Source organism: Paenarthrobacter sp. R1 (genome assembly GCF_030264015.1).
Taxonomy (GTDB): Bacteria; Actinomycetota; Actinomycetes; order Actinomycetales; family Micrococcaceae; genus Arthrobacter; species Arthrobacter ureafaciens.
The window spans coordinates 607524-629917 of record NZ_CP127115.1 but is presented as its reverse complement, the minus strand read 5'-3'; the positions used below and the strand labels follow the sequence as shown (position 1 = coordinate 629917).

Genomic DNA, 22394 nt, shown 5'->3' with positions numbered 1-22394 from the left:
AGAGAGCCGAATCCCGTTTTGTTCGAATAATCGACGGCGATGGCACCCTGAAGTGGGTTTGTCGCCGTCGATTATTCGCAGCATTACGGTTCGGCTGTTGCCGGAGCGCGCTAAAGGAGATCGTCGATCTCCGGGTTGAGACGCTTCAGGACCTCTGAGTGGAGGATGGAATTGGTGGCCAGCGCGTTGCCGCCGAAGGGGCCGTCTTCGCCCTCAAGCGAGGTGAACCTGCCGCCGGCCTCCGTGACGATCGGCACCAAGGCAGCCATGTCGTACAGGTTTAGTTCCGGTTCGCAGGCGATGTCCACGGCACCTTCGGCCACCAGGCAGTAGGACCAGAAATCCCCGAAGGCGCGGGTCCGCCAGACGTCGTCAGTGAGGGAAAGGAATTCGTCCAGGTTTCCGCGCTCCTTCCATCCCGAAAGGCTCGAGAAGGACAGTGACGCGTCCGCCAACGAAGAGACATTGGAGACTTTCAAACGGGTGGCCGATGCGAGGGACCGCCCTGTGTAGGCTCCCATGCCCTTGGCGGCCCACCAGCGTTTGCCGAGTGCCGGCGCGCTGACCACACCCACCACGGGCTCGTCCTCGTCAACGAGGGCGATCAAGGTCGCCCACACCGGCACCCCTCGAACAAAGTTCTTCGTCCCGTCGATGGGGTCGATGATCCAGCGCCGCGATCCATGGCCGCTGCTGCCGAACTCTTCGCCCAGCACGGCGTCGCGGGGACGCGAACGCGAGAGCTGGCCGCGGATGGCTTCCTCGGCGGCCTTGTCCGCATCGGTGACCGGCGTCAGGTCGGGTTTGGTTTCGATCTGCAGGTCCAGGGCCTTGAACCGGTCCATGGTCTGGGCGTCCACCGAATCGGCCAGGACGTGGGCCAGCCGCAGGTCATCGTTGTAACTGGAAACGGGTTGGGTCATGCCACCAAACTATCGCGAAACAATCCCTGCACCCGGGAAGTGGTGCTTTTCCCGTCTCAGTTGACGGTGCCGAGTTCCTTGGTTTCCTTCGCCTCCAGGCGTGGGTCCGCTCCGAGGAGCCGGCGCAGGGACGCCAGCCTTGCGGTGCCGGAAGGTCCGGCATGCCCTTCGTTGACCCAGGCGTCCAGTCCGCAGTTGACGGCGTTGGCGTCGTGTTTGCAGCCCCGTTCGCAGTCTTCGGTACCGGGCTCGAGGTCCGGGAAGGAGTGCAGGATCCGGTCCGGGTCAACGTGGGCCAATCCGAAGGAACGGATGCCGGGAGTATCGATGATCCAGCTGCCCGAAGGAGCGTCGGCCAGCTTGAGGGCCAGGGCCGACGATGAAGTATGCCGGCCGCGGCCCGTCACGGCGTTGACTCCGCCGGTTGCCCGTTCCGCGCCCGTCAGCGCATTGACCATGGTGGACTTGCCGACGCCGGAGTGCCCCAGCATGACGGTCACTTTTCCATCGAGGTGGTCCCGCAGGCGGGACACCGCTTCGCTGTCGAGCCGGGCGGACAAGCCGTCGTCCGAGCGGGCATCGATGCCGGATGCCTGTGAATCCGCCGTGCGGCTGATGATGACCGGAAAGTCCAGGCTGAGGTAGTTCGAAAGAAGTTCCGCCGGATCCTTGACGTCCGCCTTGGTGATGAGCAGCAGCGGCTCTATGCCGGCGTCGTAGGCTGCCACCAAGGCGCGGTCGATGAAACCTGTACGCGGCTCCGGGTTGGCCGCGGCCACCACCACTACCAGCTGGTCGGCGTTCGCCACCACTACCCGCTCGATCGGGTCCGTGTCATCGGCGCTGCGACGCAACAGGGTCCGGCGTTCTTCGACGCGGACCAGCCGCGCCAGGGTATCGGGGCTGCCGGAGACATCGCCCACCAAGGCAACGAAATCGCCCGGAACCACCGGCGTGCGGCGGAGTTCGCGGGCCCTGGCTGCAATGACTACGCGTTCGTTGTCAGAGTCCTCGCCCACGATCGCCGTGTAGCGCCCGCGGTCGACCGTGATGATTCGTCCCACCACGGCGTCGTCGTGGCTGGGACGGTCCTTGGTGCGGGGCCTGGAACCCTTCTTGTTCGGACGGATGCGGACATCCGATTCGTCCCAGGAGCGTGCGTCGCGGCCCATGGTCAGCGGTTGCCCCCGGTTGTGCCCGCCTGTGGGAATTCGCCGGAATCGTGGGTAGCCTGCCCGAGCATGGCTGCCCACATGTGCGGGAATTCGGGCATCGTTTTGGAAGTCGTGGCGATGTCTTCCACTTCCACCCCTTCCACGGCGAGCCCGAGGATGGCACCCGCCGTAGCCATGCGGTGGTCCGCATAGCTGTGCACGACGCCGCCGTGCAGGGCAGCCGGACGGATGATGAGACCGTCCGCGGTTTCTTCCGCGTCCCCGCCGAGGCGGTTGATCTCGTTCACCAACGCGGCGAGCCGGTCCGTTTCGTGGCCCCTGAGGTGGGCGATCCCGGTCAGGCGGGAGGGTCCGCTGGCCAAAGCGCACAGGGCGGCAACGGTGGGAGCCAGTTCGCTGGTCTCGTCAAAGTCCGCCCCCTTGATGTCGGGACCGCCCGTGACGGTGAGCGTGCCGTCTTCCAGCGTGACGGTTGCCCCCATGGTGGTGAGGATGCTGCGCCAGAGGTCACCCACCTGGGTTGTCCGGAGGGGCCAGTTGGGGATTCTGACGGTGCCGCGGGTGGCCAGCGCGGCGGCCAGGAAGGGACCGGCGTTGGACAGGTCCTGTTCGATGCGCTGGTCGAAGGCACGGATGGGGCCGGGAGCCACGCGCCAATGGTTGGGCACCGAATCGTCCACGCTGACCCCTACGCTGCGGAGCACGGATACTGTCATGCTGATGTGGTCGAGGCTTGGCACCGGCTTGCCGACATGTTCAAGATGCAGGCCTTCGGTGAAGCGCGCGCCCACCAGCAACAACGCCGATACGAACTGCGACGAGGCACTGGCATCTATCACGAGATGCCCGCCGCGGACTTTGCCGGTGCCTTCCACCGCGAAAGGCAGGGCCGACGGCGTCCTGCCGCCTTCGGCGCGAACCGGAACCCCAAGGGCTACGAGCGCCTCGATGATGGTTCCCATGGGGCGCTTGCGGGCATGGGGGTCGCCGTCGAAGACAGCAGTTCCCCGGCGGAGGGCCGCCACAGGGGGAACAAACCTCATGACCGTTCCGGCAAGGCCGCAGTCGATGGAGGTGTCGGAGGGAGTGTCCGTCGAACTGATGGGGCTGATCTCGAGGTCGGGACCGTAGTCCCCGTCGCCCGGCACCTCGGTGACGGTCGCTCCCAAGTGGCGCAAGGCCTGGACCATCAAGGCGGAGTCCCGCGAGTGCAGGGGAGCCCGCAACCTTGACGGCCCATCAGCCAGGGCCGCCAAGATCAGGAACCTGTTGGTTAAGGACTTGGAGCCCGGTACCGTTACCGTGGCATCGACCGGCTGCTTGGCAAAGGGCGCCGGCCAGAGGGATTGTGCTGCGGCGCTTTCCGTGCCGGTGTTTGCTGCGGTGGTACCAGTCATGCTTCCTTATGCTCCAACTGCGTGGTCGACGGCCTTGCGTACTGCTTTGTCTGCGCGCTTGATCTGCTTCCCGGTGACTTTCTTTGCGTCGGCGGCAAGGTGTTCGGCGCGCCATGCCAGGCTGGGGCGTCCGGCAGTGTCCACGGAAGCGAGCAGCACGCCTCCGGTCAGGGAAATGTTCTTCAGCAGCTGGGCACGGCGTGCGTTACGGCCTTCCTTGGTGCTGATATCCGCTGAGCGCCACTCCACGTAGGTGTTTAGCGCCGAGGTCAAAGCGAGCACGGTGGCAGCGAAACGGGACATTTTTCCCAGGCCGAGGAGGGCACCTGCTCCCAACTGCGCGCCACCGATGACGCGGGCCAGGACTTTCTCGTCTGTCTGGAAAGGCAGGGACTCGGAAGCCCGGCGAAGTACCGGCGATAACTGCCTGGCAGTGTCATCCGCGTTCTTCAGTTTGTCCAGCCCGGTAATGACGAAACTTGATGCGAGCATGGGTCGCGCGAGGAAACGGATTACAGACATGTCTTGCCTCCTGGATGATTGGCCACAGGCGTCGTTTGACGTCGTGTTCAAGGGGTGCAGTCTGCTCTAGTCTTGCACCTTTGCGGAATATTTACCCACCGGTGGCCGTTGTGAACAGAAGGCGCGGTGAAGACCGGGCCGCGGCATGGTGTTGCCGCTTCACGAACGGAGTTGGTTTTTTGACCTTGGTGAGGGACCGCACGGATTTACCAGGGCCCACGTCGCCCGCGCAGCTGGATTCACTGCAGCTGACAGTAGACTTGGCATCGATGAGCACCATTGAACCGGCCGCAGCGGCCACGGACCAGGCAGCCGACGACGACGCTCAGGCCCCGGCCGCCGTCGATCCTTCCACCGAAACCGCCGAGCAGCGCCGGGCACGCTTTGAGCGCGACGCCATGCAGTATGTGGACCAGCTTTACTCGGCGGCGATGCGCATGGCGCGCAACCCGTCCGATGCCGAGGACCTGGTCCAGGAGGCTTACACCAAGGCCTTCTCTGCGTTCCACCAATACAAGCCGGGCACGAACCTCAAAGCCTGGCTGTACCGGATCCTGACCAATACCTACATCAACCTCTACCGGAAGCGGCAGCGGGAACCCCTGCAGTCCAACTCGGACACGATCGAGGACTGGCAGCTGGCCAAGGCGGAGTCGCACACGTCCGCGGGACTGCGCTCCGCAGAAGCCGAGGCCCTCGACCATCTCCCGGATTCGGACGTCAAGAATGCCTTGCAGTCCATCCCGGAAGAGTTCCGCCTGGCCGTCTACTTCGCGGATGTCGAGGGGTATGCGTACAAGCAGATATCAGAGATCATGAATACCCCGATCGGCACCGTCATGTCGCGCCTGCACCGCGGCAGGAAGATGCTCCGGGACATGCTGGCGGACTACGCCGCCGAACGGGGCTTCCGGGCCCAGACAGAAGACCAGGCCACGGCCGGTAGCAACAATCAGGAGAAAGAGAAATGAGCGACTGCCAGGGATTGGGCGATTGCGACGATACGCGCATGCAGCGTATCTACGAGTACCTCGACGGCGCACTGACCCGTGAGGACCTCGGCGAGATCAAGCAGCACTTGGACGGTTGCGAGGAGTGCTCCGAGCAGTACGATCTCGAGTGCCTCATCCGCACCATGGTCAAGCGCTCCTGCACCGAATCTGCGCCGGAGAACCTCAAGAACTCCATTCTTGACAGGATCCACTCGATCAAGCCCGTGGAGGCCTGAACCGGCCGCAGGTCCGCTGACCAAAGCCGCTTAAACGCGAAAGGCCCTGGAAACCGCATGGTTTCCGGGGCCTTTGCTTTAAGCCTTGACTCCAAGCCTCTGGCTTAGGTGTTGGGGCGCTTGCCGTGGTTTGCGCCGCCGCGCTTACGGTCACGACGCTTACGTGCACGCTTGCTCATAGCTGGCCTCCTTCAATGATTGATTCACAATAAAGCTGCCCTCCAGTTTCGCACATCCGGGCAGGGCCTCGCGAACCGGGAAGTCCGGACTCAGCTTCGAAGCGAGTTCCGGATGGAGATGCGGGCTTGGTCCAGGACAGTCCGGACTGTCTCCAGAGCCATCGGTGACAAGGGATGCGCCGCGCCTTGTTTCCGCAGCTCCATCCGGATGTCATCGCGGAAGGACTGGACCATGAGTTCGGCTTCCTTGAGGATCCGCTGTCCCTCGGGGGAGTAGGCGTACGTGCTTTCGCCGGCGGTCGGGGTGCGTGCAGAGGTTCGCGCAGTGGTTCGTGCCGCCTCGGCAGTAGCGGCAAGATCAGCCCTGAGTCCGCGCATGTTGCTCCGGATATCAGCCCTCAGTCCGTCAGCCAGCCTCCGGACGGAGGCGGAGATGGTCTCCTCGACGTCGGCCAGTTCCTGGCGTCTGCGGTCAAGTTCGGCACGGCCCGCGTCAGTGATGGAGTATGTGGTCCGCCTGCCCTCTGATTCGGTGGCCACCAGGCCTTCCTCCTCCAGCTTGGCCAACCGCGGATAGATGGTTCCGGCGCTGGGTGAATAGGTTCCACCGAACCGTTCGCCGAGTGCCTTGATGAGTTCGTAGCCGTGTTTCGGCGCGGGCTCGAGCAGCGCCAGCAGGTAAAGCCTGAGCGCCCCGTGGGCGAAGACCGGAGGCATCAGAGCCCCGTTCCGCCGGACACCGGGCTGTCGGTTTCCGGAGCAGGCGCGGGGGCGTGCATGATGTACGTCTTGCCGGAGACGGTGTTGGTGCGCAACAGCATAAGCTTCTCGTCAGGGCCCACAATGGTATGGACGTTGCTTCCCGGCTGCGCGTACAGGCGGTCATCAATGACCACAGAGCCGCTGGCCGACTTGGCCACGACGTCAAGCCCGACGTCGTGCGGCAGCCGGATGGTGAGGTCACCGGAGACGGAATTGGCCCCGAAATCGTTGGTGAAATCCTGGAGCTCAAAGGTGAGGTCCCCGCTGACGGTGGATGCACGGACGTTCGAGAACGTGCCCGAGGCGGTTACTTCACCGGAAACGCTCTTGGCGGTCAGGACGCCGTCGTGGTTTCTGGCGATGACTTCGCCGCTGACGGTGTTGACGTGCAGTTCTCCATTGGTGCCGTCGGCCATGACCGATCCGGAGACCGTATTGAGCCGGATGCGGCCGCTGATACCTGCCACCAGTCCGTCACCGCTGACCGTTCCGGCCTCTACGTCCACTCCGGGAGGCAGCGCTACGCCGACTATCACCGAATTGGTGCTGGTGTTGTTGACGGTCCCCATCAGGTTACGGAACCAACCCTGCGGTCCTTGGAGCTGGTGCCTGATCTCCAAGCGGCCGTTGACCAGGGTTATGGTGAGGGGATCCCCGCTGATTTCGCTCACCTCGATCCGGACGAACGGCTGATCGTGGGTCACCACGTCGAAGCGGCCTTTTACGATTCCAAGCTTGAGCGACCGGACGTCGTCCACCTCGATGGTTTGCGGGCCGGTCACGGTCCATAACTCGTCTGACATGATCCCTCCAATTGCGATATATCGCGTTTGATGAAAACACGATATATCGCGATTTGGCGGATGGCAATGGTTGCCGGGGCCGGAGCCGGGAGACCGCCTACTCGGGCTGCGCGATGTTAAGCCACTGGAACCACCCGCGGTGCAACACGAGCCAGGCGATCAATCCATAGCCGGCCTGTCCGGGCGTGCCTCCGTTTGCTGCGAGGTCGGTACGCCATTGCTCATGATTTAGCAGCGGGGAGAACGTGTCCACGTAGTGATGGTTCCGCCGGGTGGTCACGTCAGCGAAGGCGGTGTTCAACTCGGCCAGGCGCTTGTTACGTGCCGGATCAAGCGTGGGCGGGGGACCAACCACGAAGACTTCCACCCCGCTGTGCGACGCACCGTCAAGGATGTTCGCCAGGTTCAGGCGGCTGCGGGCTGTGGAAAGACCGAACTCAAGGTCCCGTCCCGAGAGGCCGATGACCAGCCGGTTCTCGTGGGTATCGCTGAACCGCCGTCCGGCCTCATCCTGCCACCGCGCCGCCAGGCCCTCAGTGCCCTCCATGGGGCAGGGGAGCGCGAAGGACTCAACCGCAACCGCCTCCTGCGGCGTACGCGCCAGGACCCGGCCCAACCAGCCCAAAGCACGCGGGTCACCGAGCCCCGCCAGCAGTTCGTCTCCCACGGCTGCTATGCGCAGCTTCCTGTCTTCCACGGTTACCTCTTCACACTCGTTACGGTCCATGCCCGGCTTACGACGGCGCCGGTTTGCGAACCGGGTATCTGTCCCATTAAACAGAACTGCCCGGCCTGAGACGCACAAGGCGCCTCGGGCCGGGCAGATTTCCTTCTACTGACGTTCGAACACTTGCTTGATCAGGGCATCCTGTTCAGCAGCGTGACGCTTCATGGAACCGGCCGCGGTGGAAGCCGATGCCGGACGCGACACCAGGCGGACCTTGCGATCCAGCTGCGGTGCCAGGTTCAGGCCCATGAACGGCCACGGACCCTGGTTGGCAGGCTCATCCTGTGCCCACACGATGTCGGCGTTCGGGTACTTGGCGAGCTCAGCTTCGATCTCAGCCATGGGCAGCGGGTAGAGCTGCTCCACGCGGATGATCGCAGTGGACGTGTCGCCGGACTTCTGGCGGTTCGACAGGAGGTCGTAGTACAAGCGGCCGGACACCAGGACTACGCGGTCCACATTGGCCGGCTGGAGCTCGTGCTCGCCGATGACCGGCCGGAATGCACCGGTAGTGAAGTCCTCGACGGCGGACGCGGCGCCCTTGAGGCGCAGCAACTGCTTCGGCGTGAAGATGATCAGCGGCTTGCGGGGCCGGCTGTAGGCCTGGCGGCGAAGCAGGTGGAAGTGCGATGCGGACGTCGTCGGATTCGCGACGATCATGTTGTCCTCAGCGCACAGCTGCAGGAAGCGCTCAATGCGGGCCGAGGAGTGGTCCGGGCCCTGGCCTTCATAGCCGTGCGGCAGCATCAGGACCAGTGAAGAACGCTGGCCCCACTTCTGCTCTGCCGAGGAGATGAACTCGTCAATGATGGTCTGCGCACCGTTGACGAAGTCGCCGAACTGCGCCTCCCACAGCACCAGGGCATCCGGACGCTCCACGGAGTATCCGTATTCGAAGCCCATGGCTGCGTATTCGGACAGGAGGGAGTCGTAGATCCACAGCTTGGCTTGGTCGTCAGAGAGGTTCGCCAGGGGCAGCCACTCGTTGCCGTTGGCGCGGTCGTGGAAGACTGCGTGGCGCTGGACGAACGTGCCACGGCGCGAGTCCTGGCCGGCCAGGCGGACGGGAACGCCTTCCATGATGAGCGATCCAAAGGCTGCGATCTCGCCAAAGCCCCAATCGATGCCGCCCTCACGGGACATCTGCTCGCGCTTCTCCAGCAGCTGCTTGAGCTTGGAGTGCACGGTGAAGCCATCGGGGATCTCCACGTGGGCCTTGCCGATCCGTGCAAGGGTTTCGGCCGAGATGGCCGTGGACGCGGGGGAGTTGGTGCCAAAGTCCGCCTGCTGGGCAATGGGACGCTCGATGTCCGATACAGCTGCAGAGTCCGCAGTGATGATCGGGATAGGCGAGGTCTGCGCTGCATGCGTCTCCGCGAAGACCCGCTCCAGGCGCTCCTGGTAGTCGCGGAGCAACTGCTCGGCTTCTTCCTCGGTGATGTCGCCACGGCCGATCAGGGATTCGGTGTACAGCTTGCGGACGGAGCGCTTGGCCTCGATGAGGTTGTACATCAGCGGCTGCGTCATCGAGGGGTCGTCGCCCTCGTTGTGCCCACGACGGCGGTAGCAGACCATGTCGATGACGACGTCCTTGTGGAAGCGCTGGCGGAACTGGTACGCCAGCTGCGCCACGCGGACAACAGCCTCGGGATCGTCACCGTTCACGTGGAAGACCGGTGCCTGGATCATCTTCGCGACGTCCGTGGAGTACGTGGACGAGCGCGAGGAGGACGGAGCCGTAGTGAAGCCCACCTGGTTGTTCACGATCACGTGGATCGTGCCGCCGGTGCGGTAGCCGCGGAGCTGGGAGAGGTTGAGGGTCTCAGCAACAACACCCTGGCCTGCAAAGGCGGCGTCGCCGTGGACCATGATGGGCAGGACGGGGAAGGACTCGCCCTGGTCCAGGCGGTCCTGCTTCGCGCGGACAATGCCTTCCAGGACCGGGTCGACGGCTTCAAGGTGGGACGGGTTGGCCGCCAGGTACACCTTGGTCTGCTTGCCGTTGTCCGAGGTGAAGGTGCCTTCGGTACCCAAGTGGTACTTGACGTCGCCGGAACCCTGCACGGAGCGCGGATCCTGGGTGCCTTCGAACTCACGGAACACCTGGGCGTAGGTCTTGCCGGCGATGTTGGTCAGCACGTTCAGGCGGCCGCGGTGCGCCATACCGATGGCCACCTCGTCCAGTCCGTCGTCGGCAGCATCGGAGATGATGGCGTCCAGCAGCGGAATCAGGGACTCGCCGCCTTCAAGCGAGAACCGCTTCTGGCCGACGAACTTGGTCTGCAGGAAGGTTTCGAAAGCCTCTGCGGCATTGAGCTTGGAGACGATGCGCAGCTGTTCTTCGCGGCTGGGCTTGGAGTAGGGGTGCTCCAGTTCGTCCTGGAACCACTTGCGCTCGGCAGGTTCCTGGATGTGCATGTACTCGATGCCGGTGGTGCGGCAGTAAGCGTCGCGAAGGACGCCGAGGATGTCACGGAACTTCAGCTGCGGCTTGCCGCCGAAACCGCCCGTGGGCCATTCGCGGTCCAGGTCCCACAGGGTCAGGCCGTAGGTGAGGACGTCAAGGTCCGGGTGCTTGCGCTGGACGTACTCCAGGGGATCGGTGTCGGCCATCAGGTGGCCGCGGACCCGGTAGGAGTGGATGAGCTGCTGGATCCGGGCAACCTTGTTGATTTCGTCTGCCGGATCAACCTGGAGGTCCGGGCTCCAGCGGACGGGTTCGTACGGAATGCGCAGCGCTTCGAAGATCTCGTCGTAGAAGTTCTGGGCGCCCAGGAGGAGCTGGTGGACCAGCTTGAGGAACTCGCCGCTGCCTGCACCCTGGATGACGCGGTGGTCGTAGGTGGAGGTCAGCGTGAGGATCTTGCTGATGGCGTTCTGGGCGATGATCTTCTCGCTCGCGCCCTGGAACTCGGCCGGGTAGTCGAGCGCGCCGACGCCGATGATCGCAGCCTGGCCCTTGGAGAGGCGGGGAACCGAGTGGACAGTGCCGATGCCGCCGGGATTGGTGAGGGACACGGTGGTGCCGGCGTGGTCGTCGGCGGTGAGCTTGCCGTTCCGGGCACGCTTGATGAGGTCCTCATAGGTGTGCCAGAACTCCGCGAAGTCCATGGTCTCCGCCTTCTTGATGTTGGGAACCATCAGGAGGCGGGTGCCGTCGGGCTTGGGCATGTCAATGGCGATGCCGAAGTTGACGTGGGCGGGCTGGACTGCGCTGGGCTTGCCATCGATTTCGTCGTAGTAGACGTTCATCGACGGGAACTGGGAAAGCGCGCGGACCACGGCGTAGCCAATGAGGTGCGTGAAGGACACCTTGCCGCCGCGGGCGCGGGCAAGGTTGGAGTTGATGACTACGCGGTTGTCAATGAGCAACTTGGCCGGTACTGCCCGCACGCTGGTGGCGGTGGGCACTTCGAGGCTGGTGACCATGTTGGAGGCGATGGCCTTTGCGGGGCCGCGGAGGACTGAAACGACGTCCTCTTCCGGCGCCGTGGGCGCCTTGGTGTTCTTGGGCAGCTGGGCCGGGATCGGCTGTGCCGCGTTGCCGCCGGTGGGCTTCTTTGCCCCGTCCCTGGCAACCGTGGCCGGTTCTTTCTTCGCCGGTGCCGGTGCCGGAGCGGCAGCCGCAGGGGCAGGAGCAGCCTTGGGCGCGGCCGGCGCCGGTGCCGGAGCCGCTGCAGCCGGGGCTACTACGGGAAGTACTTGGGTAGGGGGATTGGCAGCCGTGGCGGCTGCAGAATTTCCGTTGGAAGAAGTGCCCTCGCTGGTATTGAAGGACTCGAAAAGCGGCCACCATTTGGCGTCGACCGAATTCTTGTCCTGCTGGTACCGCTCGTACAGTTCGTCAACGAGCCACTCGTTTCCGCCAAATTCCTCTGGTAGACGGTGGCTGGGCTGCTCTGGCACTTGAAATACGCCTCTTCCATGAGTGTTATTTTCCCGCTGGCCACAGTTGCTGTTCCGCAACGATGTGCCAGGGTCCGCGTCCCGCGAACTCAGACCTTTGCCAGTCTAGTTAGGATCATTGGTTAACTGCCAATAGTGGTGACCTAAATCATGTCGGCTTTCGTGAGCGATGCTCAGGCACCTGTGATTGCGGGAAGGAGCGCGGGTCCCGCGGCTTCCCGGGCTGTAGACTAAAACCCTTATGGACAGTAAATCCAGGTGCCGGCCTGGGTACTGCCGGGGGAGCCTGGACGGCACCTCCGCACACCGTACCCAGCACGCCGGCAGCACCCGTTCACATGCCCATCATGAACCGGCGGCCCCTGCCGGTGGACCCGCAGAGTCGTCTCCTGCTGCGCCCGACCAACCTCCGCCGGACCCTCACCCCGCCAATGCGCTGACCGTATTCAGGTCCGCGCTCCGTGGAGGGATGCGGTAGATGGAATGGATTCTCCTCCTGGCCGGTTTTGCCTTGATCCTGGGGACCGGCTTCTTCGTGGCTGTCGAGTTTTCCCTGGTAGCGCTTGACCAAGCCAGCGTGCAGCGGGCCGTGGACGACGGCGACCACGCCGCCGCAGCCCTTCTTAAATGCCTCAAGTCTCTGTCCACGCAGCTGTCCAGCTGCCAACTGGGCATCACGCTCACCACTTTGCTGACGGGTTTCGTCATGGAGCCTTCCGTGGGTCATCTCCTGAGCGGACCGCTGGCACTGCTGGGCCTGAGCCCGGAAGTCGCTGCCTCCGTAGCGTTGGTTGTGGCCATGGCGCTGGCCACGCTTCTGTCCATGCTCCTGGGTGAGCTAGTGCCCAAGAACATGGCCATAGCCCTCGCGTTTCCTTTGGGCAAGCGCCTTGCCCCTGCGCAACTGGTCTTCACCGCGGTCTTCAAGCCGGCCATTGTGGTGTTGAACGGCTTCTCGAACAAGGTCCTCAACGTCTTCGGCCTGGAAGCGAAGGAGGAGATCTCCGGAGCGCGGACGCCCGCGGAGCTCGCTTCCCTGGTCCGCCGGTCAGCCGAACTGGGAACACTTGACGCAGGTACGGCGAACTTCGTGGCCCGAACGCTGAACTTCTCCGGCAGGACCGCGGCGGATGTCATGACCCCGCGTATCCGGATGGAGACGATCGACGCCGACCAGCCCGTGTCGGACATTCTGGATGCCGCCCGGCGGACCGGCTATTCGCGCTTCCCCGTGATCGGCGATTCAGCGGATGACATCCGTGGGGTTGTCCACATCAAGAAGGCGGTAGCTGTCCCGGCCGACCGCCGCGGCAAACTGGAGGCCGGTGCGATCATGACCGACGTCCTGCGTGTCCCTGAGACCATCCACCTCGACTCCCTGCTGGCCGAACTGCGGGAGGGCAACCTCCAACTGGCGGTGGTCCTTGACGAATACGGCGGCACGGCCGGAATCGCCACCTTGGAGGACCTGGTGGAGGAAATTGTGGGCGAGGTTGCCGATGAACATGACAAGGTTCGTCCGGGATTGCTGCAGAGCGCTTCGGGGGATTGGTATTTTCCCGGTCTCCTGCGGCCGGACGAAGTCTCGGAGCAGATTCCTGGGCTGAAAGTTCCTGACGAATCGGCCTACGAGACCGTTGGCGGCTACGTCATGAGCAAGCTGGGACGCATCGCCACGGTGGGAGACACTGTGGAGGTCGACGGCGGAACGCTGACGGTCACGAGGATGGATGGTCGAAGGATCGACAGGATCTGTTTCCATCACATAGCTGAACCGCAGGACAACCCGGCGGGGACCGACGAGCGCAACCATGAGGCAGGTGCCCTGTGAACGATTGGGTTGGCATCATGTGGCTCGTTGTCCTTCTGATCGGCAACGCCTTCTTTGTCGGCGCCGAGTTCGCCGTCATGTCCGCGCGCCGCAGCCAGATCGAGCCGCTGGCCGAAAGCGGCTCCAAGCGCGCTCAAACTACCCTGCTCGCCATGGAAAACGTGTCTCTCATGCTTGCTTGCGCACAGCTAGGCATCACGGTGTGCTCGCTGTTGATCCTGCAGGTGGCAGAGCCGGCTATCCACCACCTGCTGGCCGGGCCCTTGGAAGTGGTGGGTGTTCCGGTCGAACTGGCCGATGTGATCGCTTTTGGGATCGCCTTGTTGTTCGTGACTTTCCTGCACGTGACCTTCGGCGAAATGGTGCCGAAGAACATTTCGGTGTCCGTGGCGGACAAGGCAGCACTGCTGCTGGCGCCGCCGCTGGTGTTCATCGCCAGGATGGTCAAGCCCGTGATCTGGACCTTGAACTGGCTCGCCAACCACATCCTGCGCCTGATGCGGATCGAGCCCAAGGACGAGGTTTCCTCTTCCTTTACCTTGGAGGAAGTGCAGTCGATCGTGCAGGAGTCCACCAGGCACGGCCTGGTGGATGACCAAGCCGGTTTGCTGACCGGCGCGCTTGAGTTCTCCGAACACACCGCTTCCAGCATCATGGTGCCCCTGGACAAGCTGGTGATGCTCAAGACCTCGTCCACTCCCGTGGAGTTGGAAAAAGCGGTCAGCCGTACCGGCTTCTCGCGCTTCCCGATGGTGGACGACGACGGCGAACTCGCCGGGTACCTGCACGTCAAGGACATCCTGTCCATCCCGGAGGAAGGGCGCAGGCACCCCATTGCCGAGGGGCGCATCCGTTCCTTTGCCAACCTCTCGCCCGATGACGAAATCGAAAGGGCCATGTCCGTGATGCAACGGACGGGCTCCCATTTGGCCCGCGTGGTTGGCCCCAAGGGGAATATCCAAGGTGTCCTCTTCCTTGAAGATGTCATTGAGCAGCTCGTGGGCGAGATCCGGGACGCTACGCAGGCCACGGGCATCCGGAGGCTGGGCGGACCGCACCCGCAGCAGTAAGGGATTCAGCATCCCTGTTTTCTAAATAGGAATCATTCCTATTAGCAGCTACACTGGACACATCCATTTGTTGTTGTGCCCCATTCTCGAATGAGTAGATCCGAGGTTTCCGTGCGTCGCTACGCCGCCCGTCTGTCCGTTGCCGCTGTTTCCGCCATCGCTGCCCTGGCCCTTGCGTCCTGCTCCGGAAGTACCGGTGCGGGCGGCGGCGGGGAGTCGCCGTCGGCGTCGTCCGGTGTCCTGCACGTGGTGACTTCCACCAATGTCTACGGGGAGATCGTCAAAGCCGTAGGCGGTGACAGGGTGGACGTGAAGGCGATCATCACCAAGACGAGCCAGGACCCCCACTCCTACGAAGCCAGCGCCCAAGACAAGCTGGTGGTCTCCAAGGCGCAGCTCGTCGTGGAAAACGGAGGAGGCTATGACGGATTCCTCCACAAAATCGCCGACGACACCAACATCGGCCACGAAAACATCGTCAGCGCAGTGGAAGTATCCGGGCTGGCTCCCGAAGGGGAGAACCACAGCGAGGACGCACACGCTGAAGACGGCCATGGCCACGACCACGGCGAGTTCAACGAGCACGTTTGGTACAGCCTGGGCGCCATGGGCAAGCTCGCGGACAAGGTGGCGGAGAAGCTCAGTGCCTTGGATGCCGCTTCTGCTCCCACCTTCAAAGACAACGCCGCCGGCTTCAAAACCGGCCTTTCGGAGTTGGCTGGAAAGCTGGAGTCATTGAAAGCCAGTCAACAGGGCGCCCCGGTAGCCATCACGGAGCCCGTTCCCCTGTACCTCCTTGAAGCCGCAGGGCTGGTCAACAAGACGCCCGAGGCCTACAGCTCGGCGGTGGAAGAGGGGACGGATGTGCCCGCTTCCGTCCTGAAGGAAACCACAGACATCGTGGCCGGAGTCCGCCTGCTGGCCTACAACGGCCAAACGGAAGGTCCACAGACCGAGTCCGTGAAGAAGGCTGCCGAAGCTGCGGGCGTGCCGGTGGTTGACTTCACCGAGACCGTTCCCGAGGGCAAGGACTACCTCCAGTGGATGACCGCCAACGTTGAGGCAATGTCGGCCGCACTGGCGAAATAGCATCGCCTAAGATAATCAGGTGGCTGTCCGTCCAGGACAGATGCCGCCAGGCAAACTGCCCACCACTGACTGAGTTGCGCCCACCCAGGATGCGCATGGATCGAGGACAACTTTTGACACCGGTAGTGAGCCTCCGCGAAGCGAGCCTTCAGTTCGGCAAGCGGACACTCTGGAAGGGCCTTGACCTCGACATCAGCCCCGGCGAGTTCTTCGCGGTCCTGGGGCCGAACGGAAGCGGTAAGACCAGCTTCCTCAAGGTCCTCCTCGGACTCCAGGAACTGCAGTCCGGAACGGTGACCCTTGGCGGACGCCCCGTGGAGCGCGGGAGCCGCACCATCGGGTACATTCCGCAGCAAAAATCTTTTGCTGCCGATACCCCGCTACGTGCCAGGGACCTGGTAGCCCTGGGCATCGACGGCCACCGCTGGGGAGTCCGGCTGGGCTCCGGAAAAGTCAATCGGCGCGTTGATGAACTGCTGGAACTCGTCGGGGCCTCCGACTACGCCAAGGTCCCCGTGGGGCAATTGTCCGGCGGGGAGCAGCAGCGCCTGCGCGTTGCCCAGGCGCTGGCCACCGATCCCGCTGTGCTGCTGTGTGATGAGCCGCTGCTCTCGCTGGACCTGAACCACCAGCAGGGCGTGAGTGCCCTTATTAATGAGCAGTGCCACAAGAGGAACAGTGCCGTGGTGTTCGTGACGCACGAAATCAACCCCGTGATCGACTACGTGGATCGTGTCCTCTACCTGGCCGGTGGACGTTTCCGCGTAGGCACCCCGCAGGAAGTCATGACAACCGACGTGCTCTCCGATCTGTACAACAGCCACGTGGAGGTCATCCAGACCAACGGCAGGTTCGTCGTCGTCGGGCTTCCGGACGCCACCACGCACTTCCACGACGATGCGCACACAGCTGCCGGGGAGGAGTTCTGATGGACCTCGATGGCATCCTGCAGACCATCTTCAATTTCGAGAATTACGGCGAACTGCTGGCACTGGTCCAGAACTCCATCTGGGCCGGAGCGGTCCTGGGCCTGCTCGGCGGCCTGGTGGGCACGTTCGTGATGAAGCGCGATCTCGCCTTCGCGGTCCACGGCATTTCGGAGTTGTCCTTTGCCGGTGCTGCTTTTGCGTTGCTCATTGGAGCCGACATCATCCTGGGCTCCCTGGTGGGCTCGGTGGCAGCGGCGGTTCTACTGGGCTTCATGGGCGTCAGGGCCAGGGACAAAAACTCGACCATCGGCGTCATCATGCCGTTCGGCCTGGGCCTGGGAATTCTTTTCCTGGCCCTCTATGAGGGACGTGCCGCCAACAAGTTCGGACTGCTCACGGGCCAGATAGTGTCCGTGGATACCGTCCAGCTCCAGACCCTGGCGGGAACGGCGGTTGTGGTCATGGCTGCCCTGGTTCTGATCTGGCGTCCCCTGGGCTTTGCGAGCGTGGATCCTGAAATGGCAGAGGCCCGCGGAGTCCCGGTGCGCGGGCTCGCCATCGGCTTCATGGTGTTGTTGGGCATCACCGTGGCACTGTCCATCCAGATCGTGGGAGCCTTGCTGGTGCTGGCCCTGCTGATTACGCCGGCGGCCGCAGCGCTGAGGGTAACGACGTCGCCCAAGCTGATTGTCCTCCTGAGTGTCCTCTTCGCACTCACGGCCACGGTGGGCGGAATTCTCCTGGCGCTGGGCAGCCGCATCCCCATCAGCCCTTACGTCACAACCTTGTCATTCCTGATCTACGTGGTGTGCCGGGTGATCGGCCGGGTCCGGGCCAACCGCGGCCTCAACGGCAGGGTGTCGCGGGACCAGCCTGCACGCGCCGTCTAGGTACAGTTTCCCGCCGGACTGGAGTGTCCCGGCAGCCGCGTAGTGACCCGCCGGACTGGAGTGTCCCGCCGGACTAGAGTGTCCCGGCGGCCTTCCGGGCCGTGCATTCCGGGCAGAGCCCGAAAATCTCCACGGTGTGCGCCACTTCGGTGAACCCGTGTTCCGCCGCGGTCCTGGCGGCCCAGGTCTCCACGGCGGGAGCCTCCACCTCCACGGCCTTGCCGCAGTTGCGGCACAGCAGATGGTGATGGTGGCCGGTAACGGCGCAGCGCCGGTATACGGCCTCGCCGTCGCCATTACGGAGCACGTCGATCAGGCCGTCGTCTGCCAGCGACTGCAGGATCCGGTAGGCCGTGGCCAGCGATACCGAGATGCCCTTGTTTTGGAGCAGCCGGTACAGCTCCTGCGTGCTGACGAAGTCATCCAGTTCATCCAAGGCGGCGCTGACGGCGAGTCGCTGCTTGGTGACACGTTGTTCCTTGACGCCCCCGGTAGTGGGTGTTGACCTGCCACCGGTGGCGGATTGGGTGCCCTGTGGCATTGAAAAACTCACTTCCCTGGGGTGCTGGCCAACCCTGATTTTACCGCAGGGGGTGCTTGGAATCGTTCTACGGCCGCCCCTAGGCTGTGACCATGAAGCTCACCAAGTACACCCACGCCTGTGTCCGCCTGGAGAAAGACGGGAACGTCCTGGTCATCGATCCCGGTATTTATTCGGAATCGAAGGAGGCCTTGGAAGGCGCGCAGGCCGTACTGGTCACCCACGAACACCCGGACCACATCGACCAGGCCGTGCTGTTGGAGGCGCTGACGATGAACGAACGCCTGGTGGTCCATGCACCGGAGGGGGTGGCGCGGACCCTCACCAAGGCAGCCGCTGAGGCATCGGTTGACTCCGTAGAGGAGCGGATTCGGGCCGTGGACCCGGGCTCGGCTGTGGACATTGCCGGGTTTGATGTCAAGACATTCGGGGGGCAGCATGCCCTGATCCACGGGCAGATCCCCGTGGTGGCCAACATCGGCTACCTCATTGACGGCAATGTGTTCCACCCCGGTGATTCCTTCGTGGTGCCGGACGGCATCCAGGTCAAAACCCTCCTCGTTCCGATCCACGCTCCGTGGTCGAAGGTGGGCGAGGTGGTGGACTTTGTCATCTCCGTCCGGGCCCCGCAGGCCTACCCGGTCCATGACGGGTTGCTCAATGAGGTGGGCCGTGGCTTGGTGGAGGGGCATGTGACACGGTTTGGCGCCCGCTACGGCACGACGTATTCCAGCCTCGCGCCCCGGCAGGCCGTGGAGATTTAGCCGTTCCACGTCCCGGTGTCGAGAAAGTTGTCCAGCACCTGCTCATAACCGGCAGGTTCCAGGCCCTGCCGTGCCAGCCAGCCGGCGTCGTAATAGCTGCCCGCGTACCGCTCACCTGAGTCGCACATCAATGACACGATGCTGCCGCGCCGTCCCTCGTCGACCATCCCGGCGATCAGCTGCCAGACCCCCCACAGGTTGGTTCCCGTGGATGGCCCGGCATGAAGGCCTGCGAGCTTCGCCAGATGCCGCATGGCGGCAATCGAAGCGGCATCCGGTACTTGGATCATGTGGTCGATCACCGCCGGAACAAAGCTGGGTTCCGCGCGCGGACGTCCGATTCCTTCGATCCGTGAGGGCAGCCCGCTGGCGGATCCGCAGTCCCCGTCGAGCCAGGCAGGGTAGAACGCCGAATTCTCCGGATCCACCACGGCAAGCCGTGTGCTGTGCCGGTTATAGCGGAGGTAGCGGCCGATCGTCGCACTGGTTCCTCCCGTGCCGGCGCCCACCACGATCCATTCAGGCACGGGGTGCCGTTCCAGCGCCAGCTGCTGGAAGATCGATTCGGCGATGTTGTTGTTGCCGCGCCAGTCCGTGGCCCGCTCGGCGAAGGTGAACTGGTCCATGTAGTAGCCGCCGGAGGTGCGGGCGGTCTCCTCGGCCACTGCGTAGACTTCCGAGGCGTGATCCACCAACAGGCAGGCACCCCCGAAATCTTCGATCAACGCAATCTTCTCCGGACTGGTGGTTTTAGTCATGACGGCGATGAAGGGCAGGCCGATCAGGCGCGCGAAGTATGCCTCGGACACGGCGGTGCTTCCGCTGGATGCTTCGACGATGGTGGTTCCCTCGGTGATCCAGCCATTGACCAAGCCATAGAGGAACAGCGAGCGTGCCAGGCGGTGCTTCAGGCTGCCGGAGCGGTGCGTGGATTCATCTTTGAGATAGAGGTCCACGCCCCAGTGTTCGGGGAGCGGCACCGCGTAGAGGTGGGTGTCCGCGGAGCGGTTGTTCTCCGCCTCGATCTTCCGGATGGCCTCGTGGGCCCATGCCCTGTCCTGAATGCCTGAATTGCTCACCGGACAAGACTACCGGCGCGGCCCGGCAGGCTCTGGAAGGAGGCAGCCGGGCTGCCGCACTAGGCTGGGTGCGGAGCAACGGCAAGGACGCAAGCAAGGGAGAACTGATGGCCATCCTCATGGACGCAGCCGAAGTGAACAGACGACTCGCGGCGGGGGAGCGGCTTGTGCTGCTGGACGTGCGCTGGGTGCTGGGCCGGACCGACGGGCATGAGGAATATCTGTCCGGGCACCTGCCCGGAGCTGTCTTCGTGGACCTCCCGTCCCAGTTGGCCGACCACGCGAAGCCGGACCGGGGCCGGCACCCCCTTCCGTCCACGGCCCGCTTCCAGGAAGCTGCCCGCAGCTGGGGAATCAACGACGGCGACACAGTGGTCGCGTACGACAACAGCGGCAGCATGGCGGCGGCGCGCGCTTGGTGGATGCTGCGGAATGCGGGCCTTGAGGAGGTGTACCTGCTCGACGGCGGACTGGCCGCCTGGCGCGCGGCAGGTTACCCGGAGGAGACAGGCGAGGTGTCCGCCGCCGTCGGAAACGTCTCTTTGGGCGAGGGCCTCTTGCCCACCATCTCCGAGCGTGAGGCCGCGGCGTGGCACGGTGACCGGATTCTCCTCGATGCCCGCGCCAGTGAACGCTACCGGGGCGAGGTTGAGCCGATCGATCCGCGGGCAGGGCACATTCCCGGCGCTGTCAGCGCACCAACCACCGCCAACGTGGACGACGCCGGACACTTCCTGCCGGCCGGGGAACTGCGGCGACGCTTCGGCAGCCTGGGTGTCACCGAGGGCGCGAAGGTTGCCGTCTACTGCGGTTCCGGGGTGACGGCAGCGCACGAAATAGCGGCACTGGGCATCGCCGGCTTCGAGGCAGCCCTGTTCCCCGGCTCGTTCTCCCAGTGGTCCAATAACGGAGCGAATCCCGTGGCAGTGGGCGCCGGGCCCTTCGACGGAGCGGGCCCAAGTGGCACTAGCCGCGTTTCCGGGAGTAGCGTCGAACCATGACCCCTGGACGACCTGTACCCCCGCCCCTTGCCAAGCCGATCACCGTCGAGGAAAGCGGGGCCGCGCCGGTAGGCGGGGCCCTGGCAGCCGCGTACGGGGCTACCTCGCCGGAGAGCGGATTGGTACCCCTGACCGTTGCCAGGCGGGCGCCCAAGGACGACGATGTCGAGATCGCCATTGAGTTCTGCGGCCTCTGCCATTCCGACGTCCACGCCACCCGCGCCGAATGGCGGGTGCCGCACTACCCGTTGGTACCAGGCCACGAAATTGTTGGCCGGGTGACCCGGGTGGGTTCCGCCGTGGCTGATTTCGCTCCCGGCGACCGTGTGGGCGTTGGCTGCCTCGTGGACTCCTGCCGGGAATGCGAAAGCTGCCTTGAGGGCCTTGAACAGTATTGCGAACGCGGCAACGTGGGCACTTACGGTGCGAAGGATCCCCGCAACGGCGATGCCGTGACGCAAGGCGGATACTCAACACTGGTAGTGGTTGACCGCCGCTTCGTGCTCCGCATTCCCGAGGCGCTCGACCCCGCCGCAGCCGCCCCCTTGCTGTGCGCCGGCATCACCACCTACTCGCCCTTGCGATACTTCGAGGTGGAAGAGGGCGATTCCGTCGGCGTCGTAGGGCTTGGCGGATTGGGGCACATGGCCGTCAAGATCGCCAAGGCCATGGGCGCCGAGGTCACCGTGTTCACCACCTCGGAATCCAAATTCGAGGCCGCCCGTGAACTCGGGGCGGACCGTGTGGTGCTTTCGAAGGACCCGGAGGCAATGGAGGCCGCCGACAGGAGCATCGACGTCATCATCGACACCGTCGCGGCCCCGCACGACCTCAATCCCTATTTCCGCACCCTGCGCTTGGAGGGAGCACTGTTCCAGCTGGGCCTGCCGGCTGAGGACATGCCTCCCGTCAGCCCCGGCCAGCTCATCCGCCGGCGCCTCGCCTACGCGGGATCCCTCATCGGGGGCATCGCGGAAACCCAGGAGATGCTCGATTTCTGCGCCGAGCATGGCGTGGCCAGTGACATCGAGATCGTTGAAGCCACCGGACTCAACCAGGCATACGACCGCATGGTGGCCGGCGACGTGAAATACCGTTTTGTCCTGGACACCTCCACTCTTCAGGAACCATCGGAAAGGGCTGACGCATGAGCACGCTGTTCACCAGGATCATCAACGGAGAAATCCCCGGGCGTTTCGTGTGGAAGGACAGTGACGTAGTTGCCTTCCTGACCATCGCGCCCATCACCCCCGGCCACACCCTGGTGGTACCGCGGGAAGAAGTGGATTCGTGGACCCATGCAAGCCCCGAACTGCTGGGCAAGGTCATGGACGTGGCCCAGAAGATCGGCAAGGTCCAGGAAGACCTCTACGACGCCAAGCGTGTAGGCGTGCTCATGGAGGGCTTTGAAGTGGACCACCTGCACGTCCACGTCTGGCCGGCATATTCGATGGCCGACTTCGAGGTGCACAATGTGGACCACAACCCGGATCCGGCGGTCATGGACGCAACAGCCGTGAAGCTTCGGGCGGCACTCCGTTCTGCCGGCCATGCCGGGTTCGTGCCGGAGGACTGAGT

Annotated in this window: 22 protein-coding genes; 11 read left to right on the top strand and 11 right to left on the bottom strand. The window is 64.0% G+C overall.

The window, feature by feature from the left end:
- Nucleotides 1-110: 110 nt before the first annotated feature.
- From hisN to QN084_RS03070, 4 genes are read right to left on the bottom strand one after another with little or no spacing between them, the layout of a single operon-like run.
- On the bottom strand, nucleotides 111-923 hold the full coding sequence (gene hisN / locus QN084_RS03085; RefSeq protein WP_021471042.1) for a histidinol-phosphatase: 813 nt from the start codon (nucleotides 921-923) through the stop codon (nucleotides 111-113).
- 56 nt (nucleotides 924-979) lie between these two features.
- A complete protein-coding gene (gene rsgA, locus QN084_RS03080; protein ID WP_062097229.1) occupies nucleotides 980-2095 on the bottom strand; it encodes a ribosome small subunit-dependent GTPase A in 1116 nt (371 codons plus the stop codon).
- Nucleotides 2096-2097: 2 nt separating this feature from the next.
- Nucleotides 2098-3495 carry a 3-phosphoshikimate 1-carboxyvinyltransferase gene (gene aroA, locus QN084_RS03075; RefSeq protein ID WP_069695161.1) on the bottom strand — a complete coding sequence of 466 codons (1398 nt, stop codon included), beginning with the start codon at nucleotides 3493-3495 and terminating at the stop codon, nucleotides 2098-2100.
- A gap of 6 nt (nucleotides 3496-3501) precedes the next feature.
- Entirely contained in the window at nucleotides 3502-4017 is a 516-nt protein-coding gene (locus tag QN084_RS03070) for a DoxX family membrane protein (protein ID WP_021471039.1), read from the bottom strand.
- Nucleotides 4018-4196: 179 nt separating this feature from the next.
- Between QN084_RS03070 and QN084_RS03065 the strand changes: the two genes are divergently transcribed.
- Nucleotides 4197-4988: a sigma-70 family RNA polymerase sigma factor gene (locus tag QN084_RS03065; protein ID WP_069695160.1), complete on the top strand. Its 792-nt coding sequence runs from the start codon at nucleotides 4197-4199 to the stop codon at nucleotides 4986-4988.
- A complete protein-coding gene (gene rsrA, locus QN084_RS03060) occupies nucleotides 4985-5245 on the top strand; it encodes a mycothiol system anti-sigma-R factor (RefSeq protein WP_021471037.1) in 261 nt (86 codons plus the stop codon). The genes QN084_RS03065 and rsrA overlap by 4 nt, the downstream gene beginning before the upstream one ends.
- 104 nt (nucleotides 5246-5349) lie before the next feature.
- On the opposite strand, the gene QN084_RS24150 is transcribed toward rsrA, so the two are convergent.
- The 5 genes from QN084_RS24150 to QN084_RS03040 all read right to left on the bottom strand — a co-directional run bounded on the left by QN084_RS24150 (nucleotide 5350) and on the right by QN084_RS03040 (nucleotide 11622).
- Nucleotides 5350-5424: a 50S ribosomal protein bL37 gene (locus QN084_RS24150; protein ID WP_369299106.1), complete on the bottom strand. Its 75-nt coding sequence runs from the start codon at nucleotides 5422-5424 to the stop codon at nucleotides 5350-5352.
- 90 nt (nucleotides 5425-5514) lie between these two features.
- Nucleotides 5515-6141, bottom strand: a complete 627-nt coding sequence (locus QN084_RS03055; protein ID WP_069695159.1) for a PadR family transcriptional regulator — start codon at nucleotides 6139-6141, stop codon at nucleotides 5515-5517.
- The gene (locus QN084_RS03050; protein ID WP_062097221.1) at nucleotides 6141-6989 is read right to left on the bottom strand and encodes a DUF4097 family beta strand repeat-containing protein; all 849 of its coding nucleotides are present in this window, start codon (nucleotides 6987-6989) and stop codon (nucleotides 6141-6143) included. The genes QN084_RS03055 and QN084_RS03050 overlap by 1 nt, the downstream gene beginning before the upstream one ends.
- Nucleotides 6990-7086: 97 nt before the next feature.
- The gene (locus QN084_RS03045) at nucleotides 7087-7686 is read right to left on the bottom strand and encodes a GDSL-type esterase/lipase family protein (protein WP_021471034.1); all 600 of its coding nucleotides are present in this window, start codon (nucleotides 7684-7686) and stop codon (nucleotides 7087-7089) included.
- A gap of 135 nt (nucleotides 7687-7821) precedes the next feature.
- Entirely contained in the window at nucleotides 7822-11622 is a 3801-nt protein-coding gene (locus tag QN084_RS03040) for a multifunctional oxoglutarate decarboxylase/oxoglutarate dehydrogenase thiamine pyrophosphate-binding subunit/dihydrolipoyllysine-residue succinyltransferase subunit (protein WP_069695158.1), read from the bottom strand.
- A gap of 478 nt (nucleotides 11623-12100) precedes the next feature.
- Between QN084_RS03040 and QN084_RS03035 the strand changes: the two genes are divergently transcribed.
- The 5 genes from QN084_RS03035 (at nucleotide 12101) to QN084_RS03015 (ending at nucleotide 17431) form a co-directional block, all read left to right on the top strand.
- A complete protein-coding gene (locus tag QN084_RS03035; RefSeq protein ID WP_062097213.1) occupies nucleotides 12101-13453 on the top strand; it encodes a hemolysin family protein in 1353 nt (450 codons plus the stop codon).
- Nucleotides 13450-14523 carry a hemolysin family protein gene (locus QN084_RS03030; RefSeq protein WP_021471031.1) on the top strand — a complete coding sequence of 358 codons (1074 nt, stop codon included), beginning with the start codon at nucleotides 13450-13452 and terminating at the stop codon, nucleotides 14521-14523. Before QN084_RS03035 ends, QN084_RS03030 begins: the two co-directional genes overlap by 4 nt.
- Nucleotides 14524-14613: 90 nt before the next feature.
- The gene (locus tag QN084_RS03025; protein ID WP_062097212.1) at nucleotides 14614-15612 is read left to right on the top strand and encodes a metal ABC transporter solute-binding protein, Zn/Mn family; all 999 of its coding nucleotides are present in this window, start codon (nucleotides 14614-14616) and stop codon (nucleotides 15610-15612) included.
- 95 nt (nucleotides 15613-15707) lie between these two features.
- A complete protein-coding gene (locus QN084_RS03020; protein WP_170828549.1) occupies nucleotides 15708-16541 on the top strand; it encodes a metal ABC transporter ATP-binding protein in 834 nt (277 codons plus the stop codon).
- Nucleotides 16541-17431, top strand: a complete 891-nt coding sequence (locus QN084_RS03015; RefSeq protein WP_069695157.1) for a metal ABC transporter permease — start codon at nucleotides 16541-16543, stop codon at nucleotides 17429-17431. The genes QN084_RS03020 and QN084_RS03015 overlap by 1 nt, the downstream gene beginning before the upstream one ends.
- A gap of 73 nt (nucleotides 17432-17504) precedes the next feature.
- Here QN084_RS03015 and QN084_RS03010 read toward each other — a convergent pair whose 3' ends face one another.
- Nucleotides 17505-17972 carry a Fur family transcriptional regulator gene (locus QN084_RS03010; protein ID WP_062097209.1) on the bottom strand — a complete coding sequence of 156 codons (468 nt, stop codon included), beginning with the start codon at nucleotides 17970-17972 and terminating at the stop codon, nucleotides 17505-17507.
- Between the two features lie 92 nt (nucleotides 17973-18064).
- On the opposite strand from QN084_RS03010, the gene QN084_RS03005 reads away from it, so the two are divergent.
- On the top strand, nucleotides 18065-18736 hold the full coding sequence (locus QN084_RS03005) for an MBL fold metallo-hydrolase (RefSeq protein WP_069695156.1): 672 nt from the start codon (nucleotides 18065-18067) through the stop codon (nucleotides 18734-18736).
- On the opposite strand, the gene QN084_RS03000 is transcribed toward QN084_RS03005, so the two are convergent.
- A complete protein-coding gene (locus tag QN084_RS03000; RefSeq protein ID WP_069695155.1) occupies nucleotides 18733-19815 on the bottom strand; it encodes a PLP-dependent cysteine synthase family protein in 1083 nt (360 codons plus the stop codon). The genes QN084_RS03005 and QN084_RS03000 overlap by 4 nt on opposite strands.
- Nucleotides 19816-19922: 107 nt before the next feature.
- Between QN084_RS03000 and QN084_RS02995 the strand changes: the two genes are divergently transcribed.
- Genes QN084_RS02995 through QN084_RS02985 form a run of 3 tightly spaced genes read left to right on the top strand, consistent with a single transcriptional unit; the run spans nucleotide 19923 to nucleotide 22392 of the window.
- A complete protein-coding gene (locus QN084_RS02995; RefSeq protein WP_069695237.1) occupies nucleotides 19923-20816 on the top strand; it encodes a sulfurtransferase in 894 nt (297 codons plus the stop codon).
- Complete coding sequence (locus tag QN084_RS02990) at nucleotides 20813-21967, top strand: NAD(P)-dependent alcohol dehydrogenase (protein WP_062097203.1); 1155 nt, start codon at nucleotides 20813-20815, stop codon at nucleotides 21965-21967. The genes QN084_RS02995 and QN084_RS02990 overlap by 4 nt, the downstream gene beginning before the upstream one ends.
- On the top strand, nucleotides 21964-22392 hold the full coding sequence (locus QN084_RS02985) for an HIT family protein (protein WP_062097201.1): 429 nt from the start codon (nucleotides 21964-21966) through the stop codon (nucleotides 22390-22392). The genes QN084_RS02990 and QN084_RS02985 overlap by 4 nt, the downstream gene beginning before the upstream one ends.
- The last annotated feature ends 2 nt before the right edge of the window (nucleotides 22393-22394 follow it).

Excerpts from the sequence above, each read along its gene's own strand:
- QN084_RS03055 (WP_069695159.1), bottom strand. The coding sequence starts at position 6,141 with ATGCCTCCGGTCTTCGCCCACGGGGCGCTCAGGCTTTACCTGCTGGCG.
- QN084_RS03035 (WP_062097213.1), top strand. The coding sequence starts at position 12,101 with ATGGAATGGATTCTCCTCCTGGCCGGTTTTGCCTTGATCCTGGGGACC.
- QN084_RS03015 (WP_069695157.1), top strand. The coding sequence starts at position 16,541 with ATGGACCTCGATGGCATCCTGCAGACCATCTTCAATTTCGAGAATTAC.
- rsgA (WP_062097229.1), bottom strand. The coding sequence starts at position 2,095 with ATGGGCCGCGACGCACGCTCCTGGGACGAATCGGATGTCCGCATCCGT.
- rsrA (WP_021471037.1), top strand. The coding sequence starts at position 4,985 with ATGAGCGACTGCCAGGGATTGGGCGATTGCGACGATACGCGCATGCAG.
- QN084_RS03005 (WP_069695156.1), top strand. The coding sequence starts at position 18,065 with ATGAAGCTCACCAAGTACACCCACGCCTGTGTCCGCCTGGAGAAAGAC.
- QN084_RS02985 (WP_062097201.1), top strand. The coding sequence starts at position 21,964 with ATGAGCACGCTGTTCACCAGGATCATCAACGGAGAAATCCCCGGGCGT.
- QN084_RS02990 (WP_062097203.1), top strand. The coding sequence starts at position 20,813 with ATGACCCCTGGACGACCTGTACCCCCGCCCCTTGCCAAGCCGATCACC.
- QN084_RS03010 (WP_062097209.1), bottom strand. The coding sequence starts at position 17,972 with ATGCCACAGGGCACCCAATCCGCCACCGGTGGCAGGTCAACACCCACT.
- QN084_RS03020 (WP_170828549.1), top strand. The coding sequence starts at position 15,708 with ATGGATCGAGGACAACTTTTGACACCGGTAGTGAGCCTCCGCGAAGCG.
- hisN (WP_021471042.1), bottom strand. The coding sequence starts at position 923 with ATGACCCAACCCGTTTCCAGTTACAACGATGACCTGCGGCTGGCCCAC.
- QN084_RS03025 (WP_062097212.1), top strand. The coding sequence starts at position 14,614 with ATGAGTAGATCCGAGGTTTCCGTGCGTCGCTACGCCGCCCGTCTGTCC.
- aroA (WP_069695161.1), bottom strand. The coding sequence starts at position 3,495 with ATGACTGGTACCACCGCAGCAAACACCGGCACGGAAAGCGCCGCAGCA.
- QN084_RS03070 (WP_021471039.1), bottom strand. The coding sequence starts at position 4,017 with ATGTCTGTAATCCGTTTCCTCGCGCGACCCATGCTCGCATCAAGTTTC.
- QN084_RS02995 (WP_069695237.1), top strand. The coding sequence starts at position 19,923 with ATGGCCATCCTCATGGACGCAGCCGAAGTGAACAGACGACTCGCGGCG.
- QN084_RS03050 (WP_062097221.1), bottom strand. The coding sequence starts at position 6,989 with ATGTCAGACGAGTTATGGACCGTGACCGGCCCGCAAACCATCGAGGTG.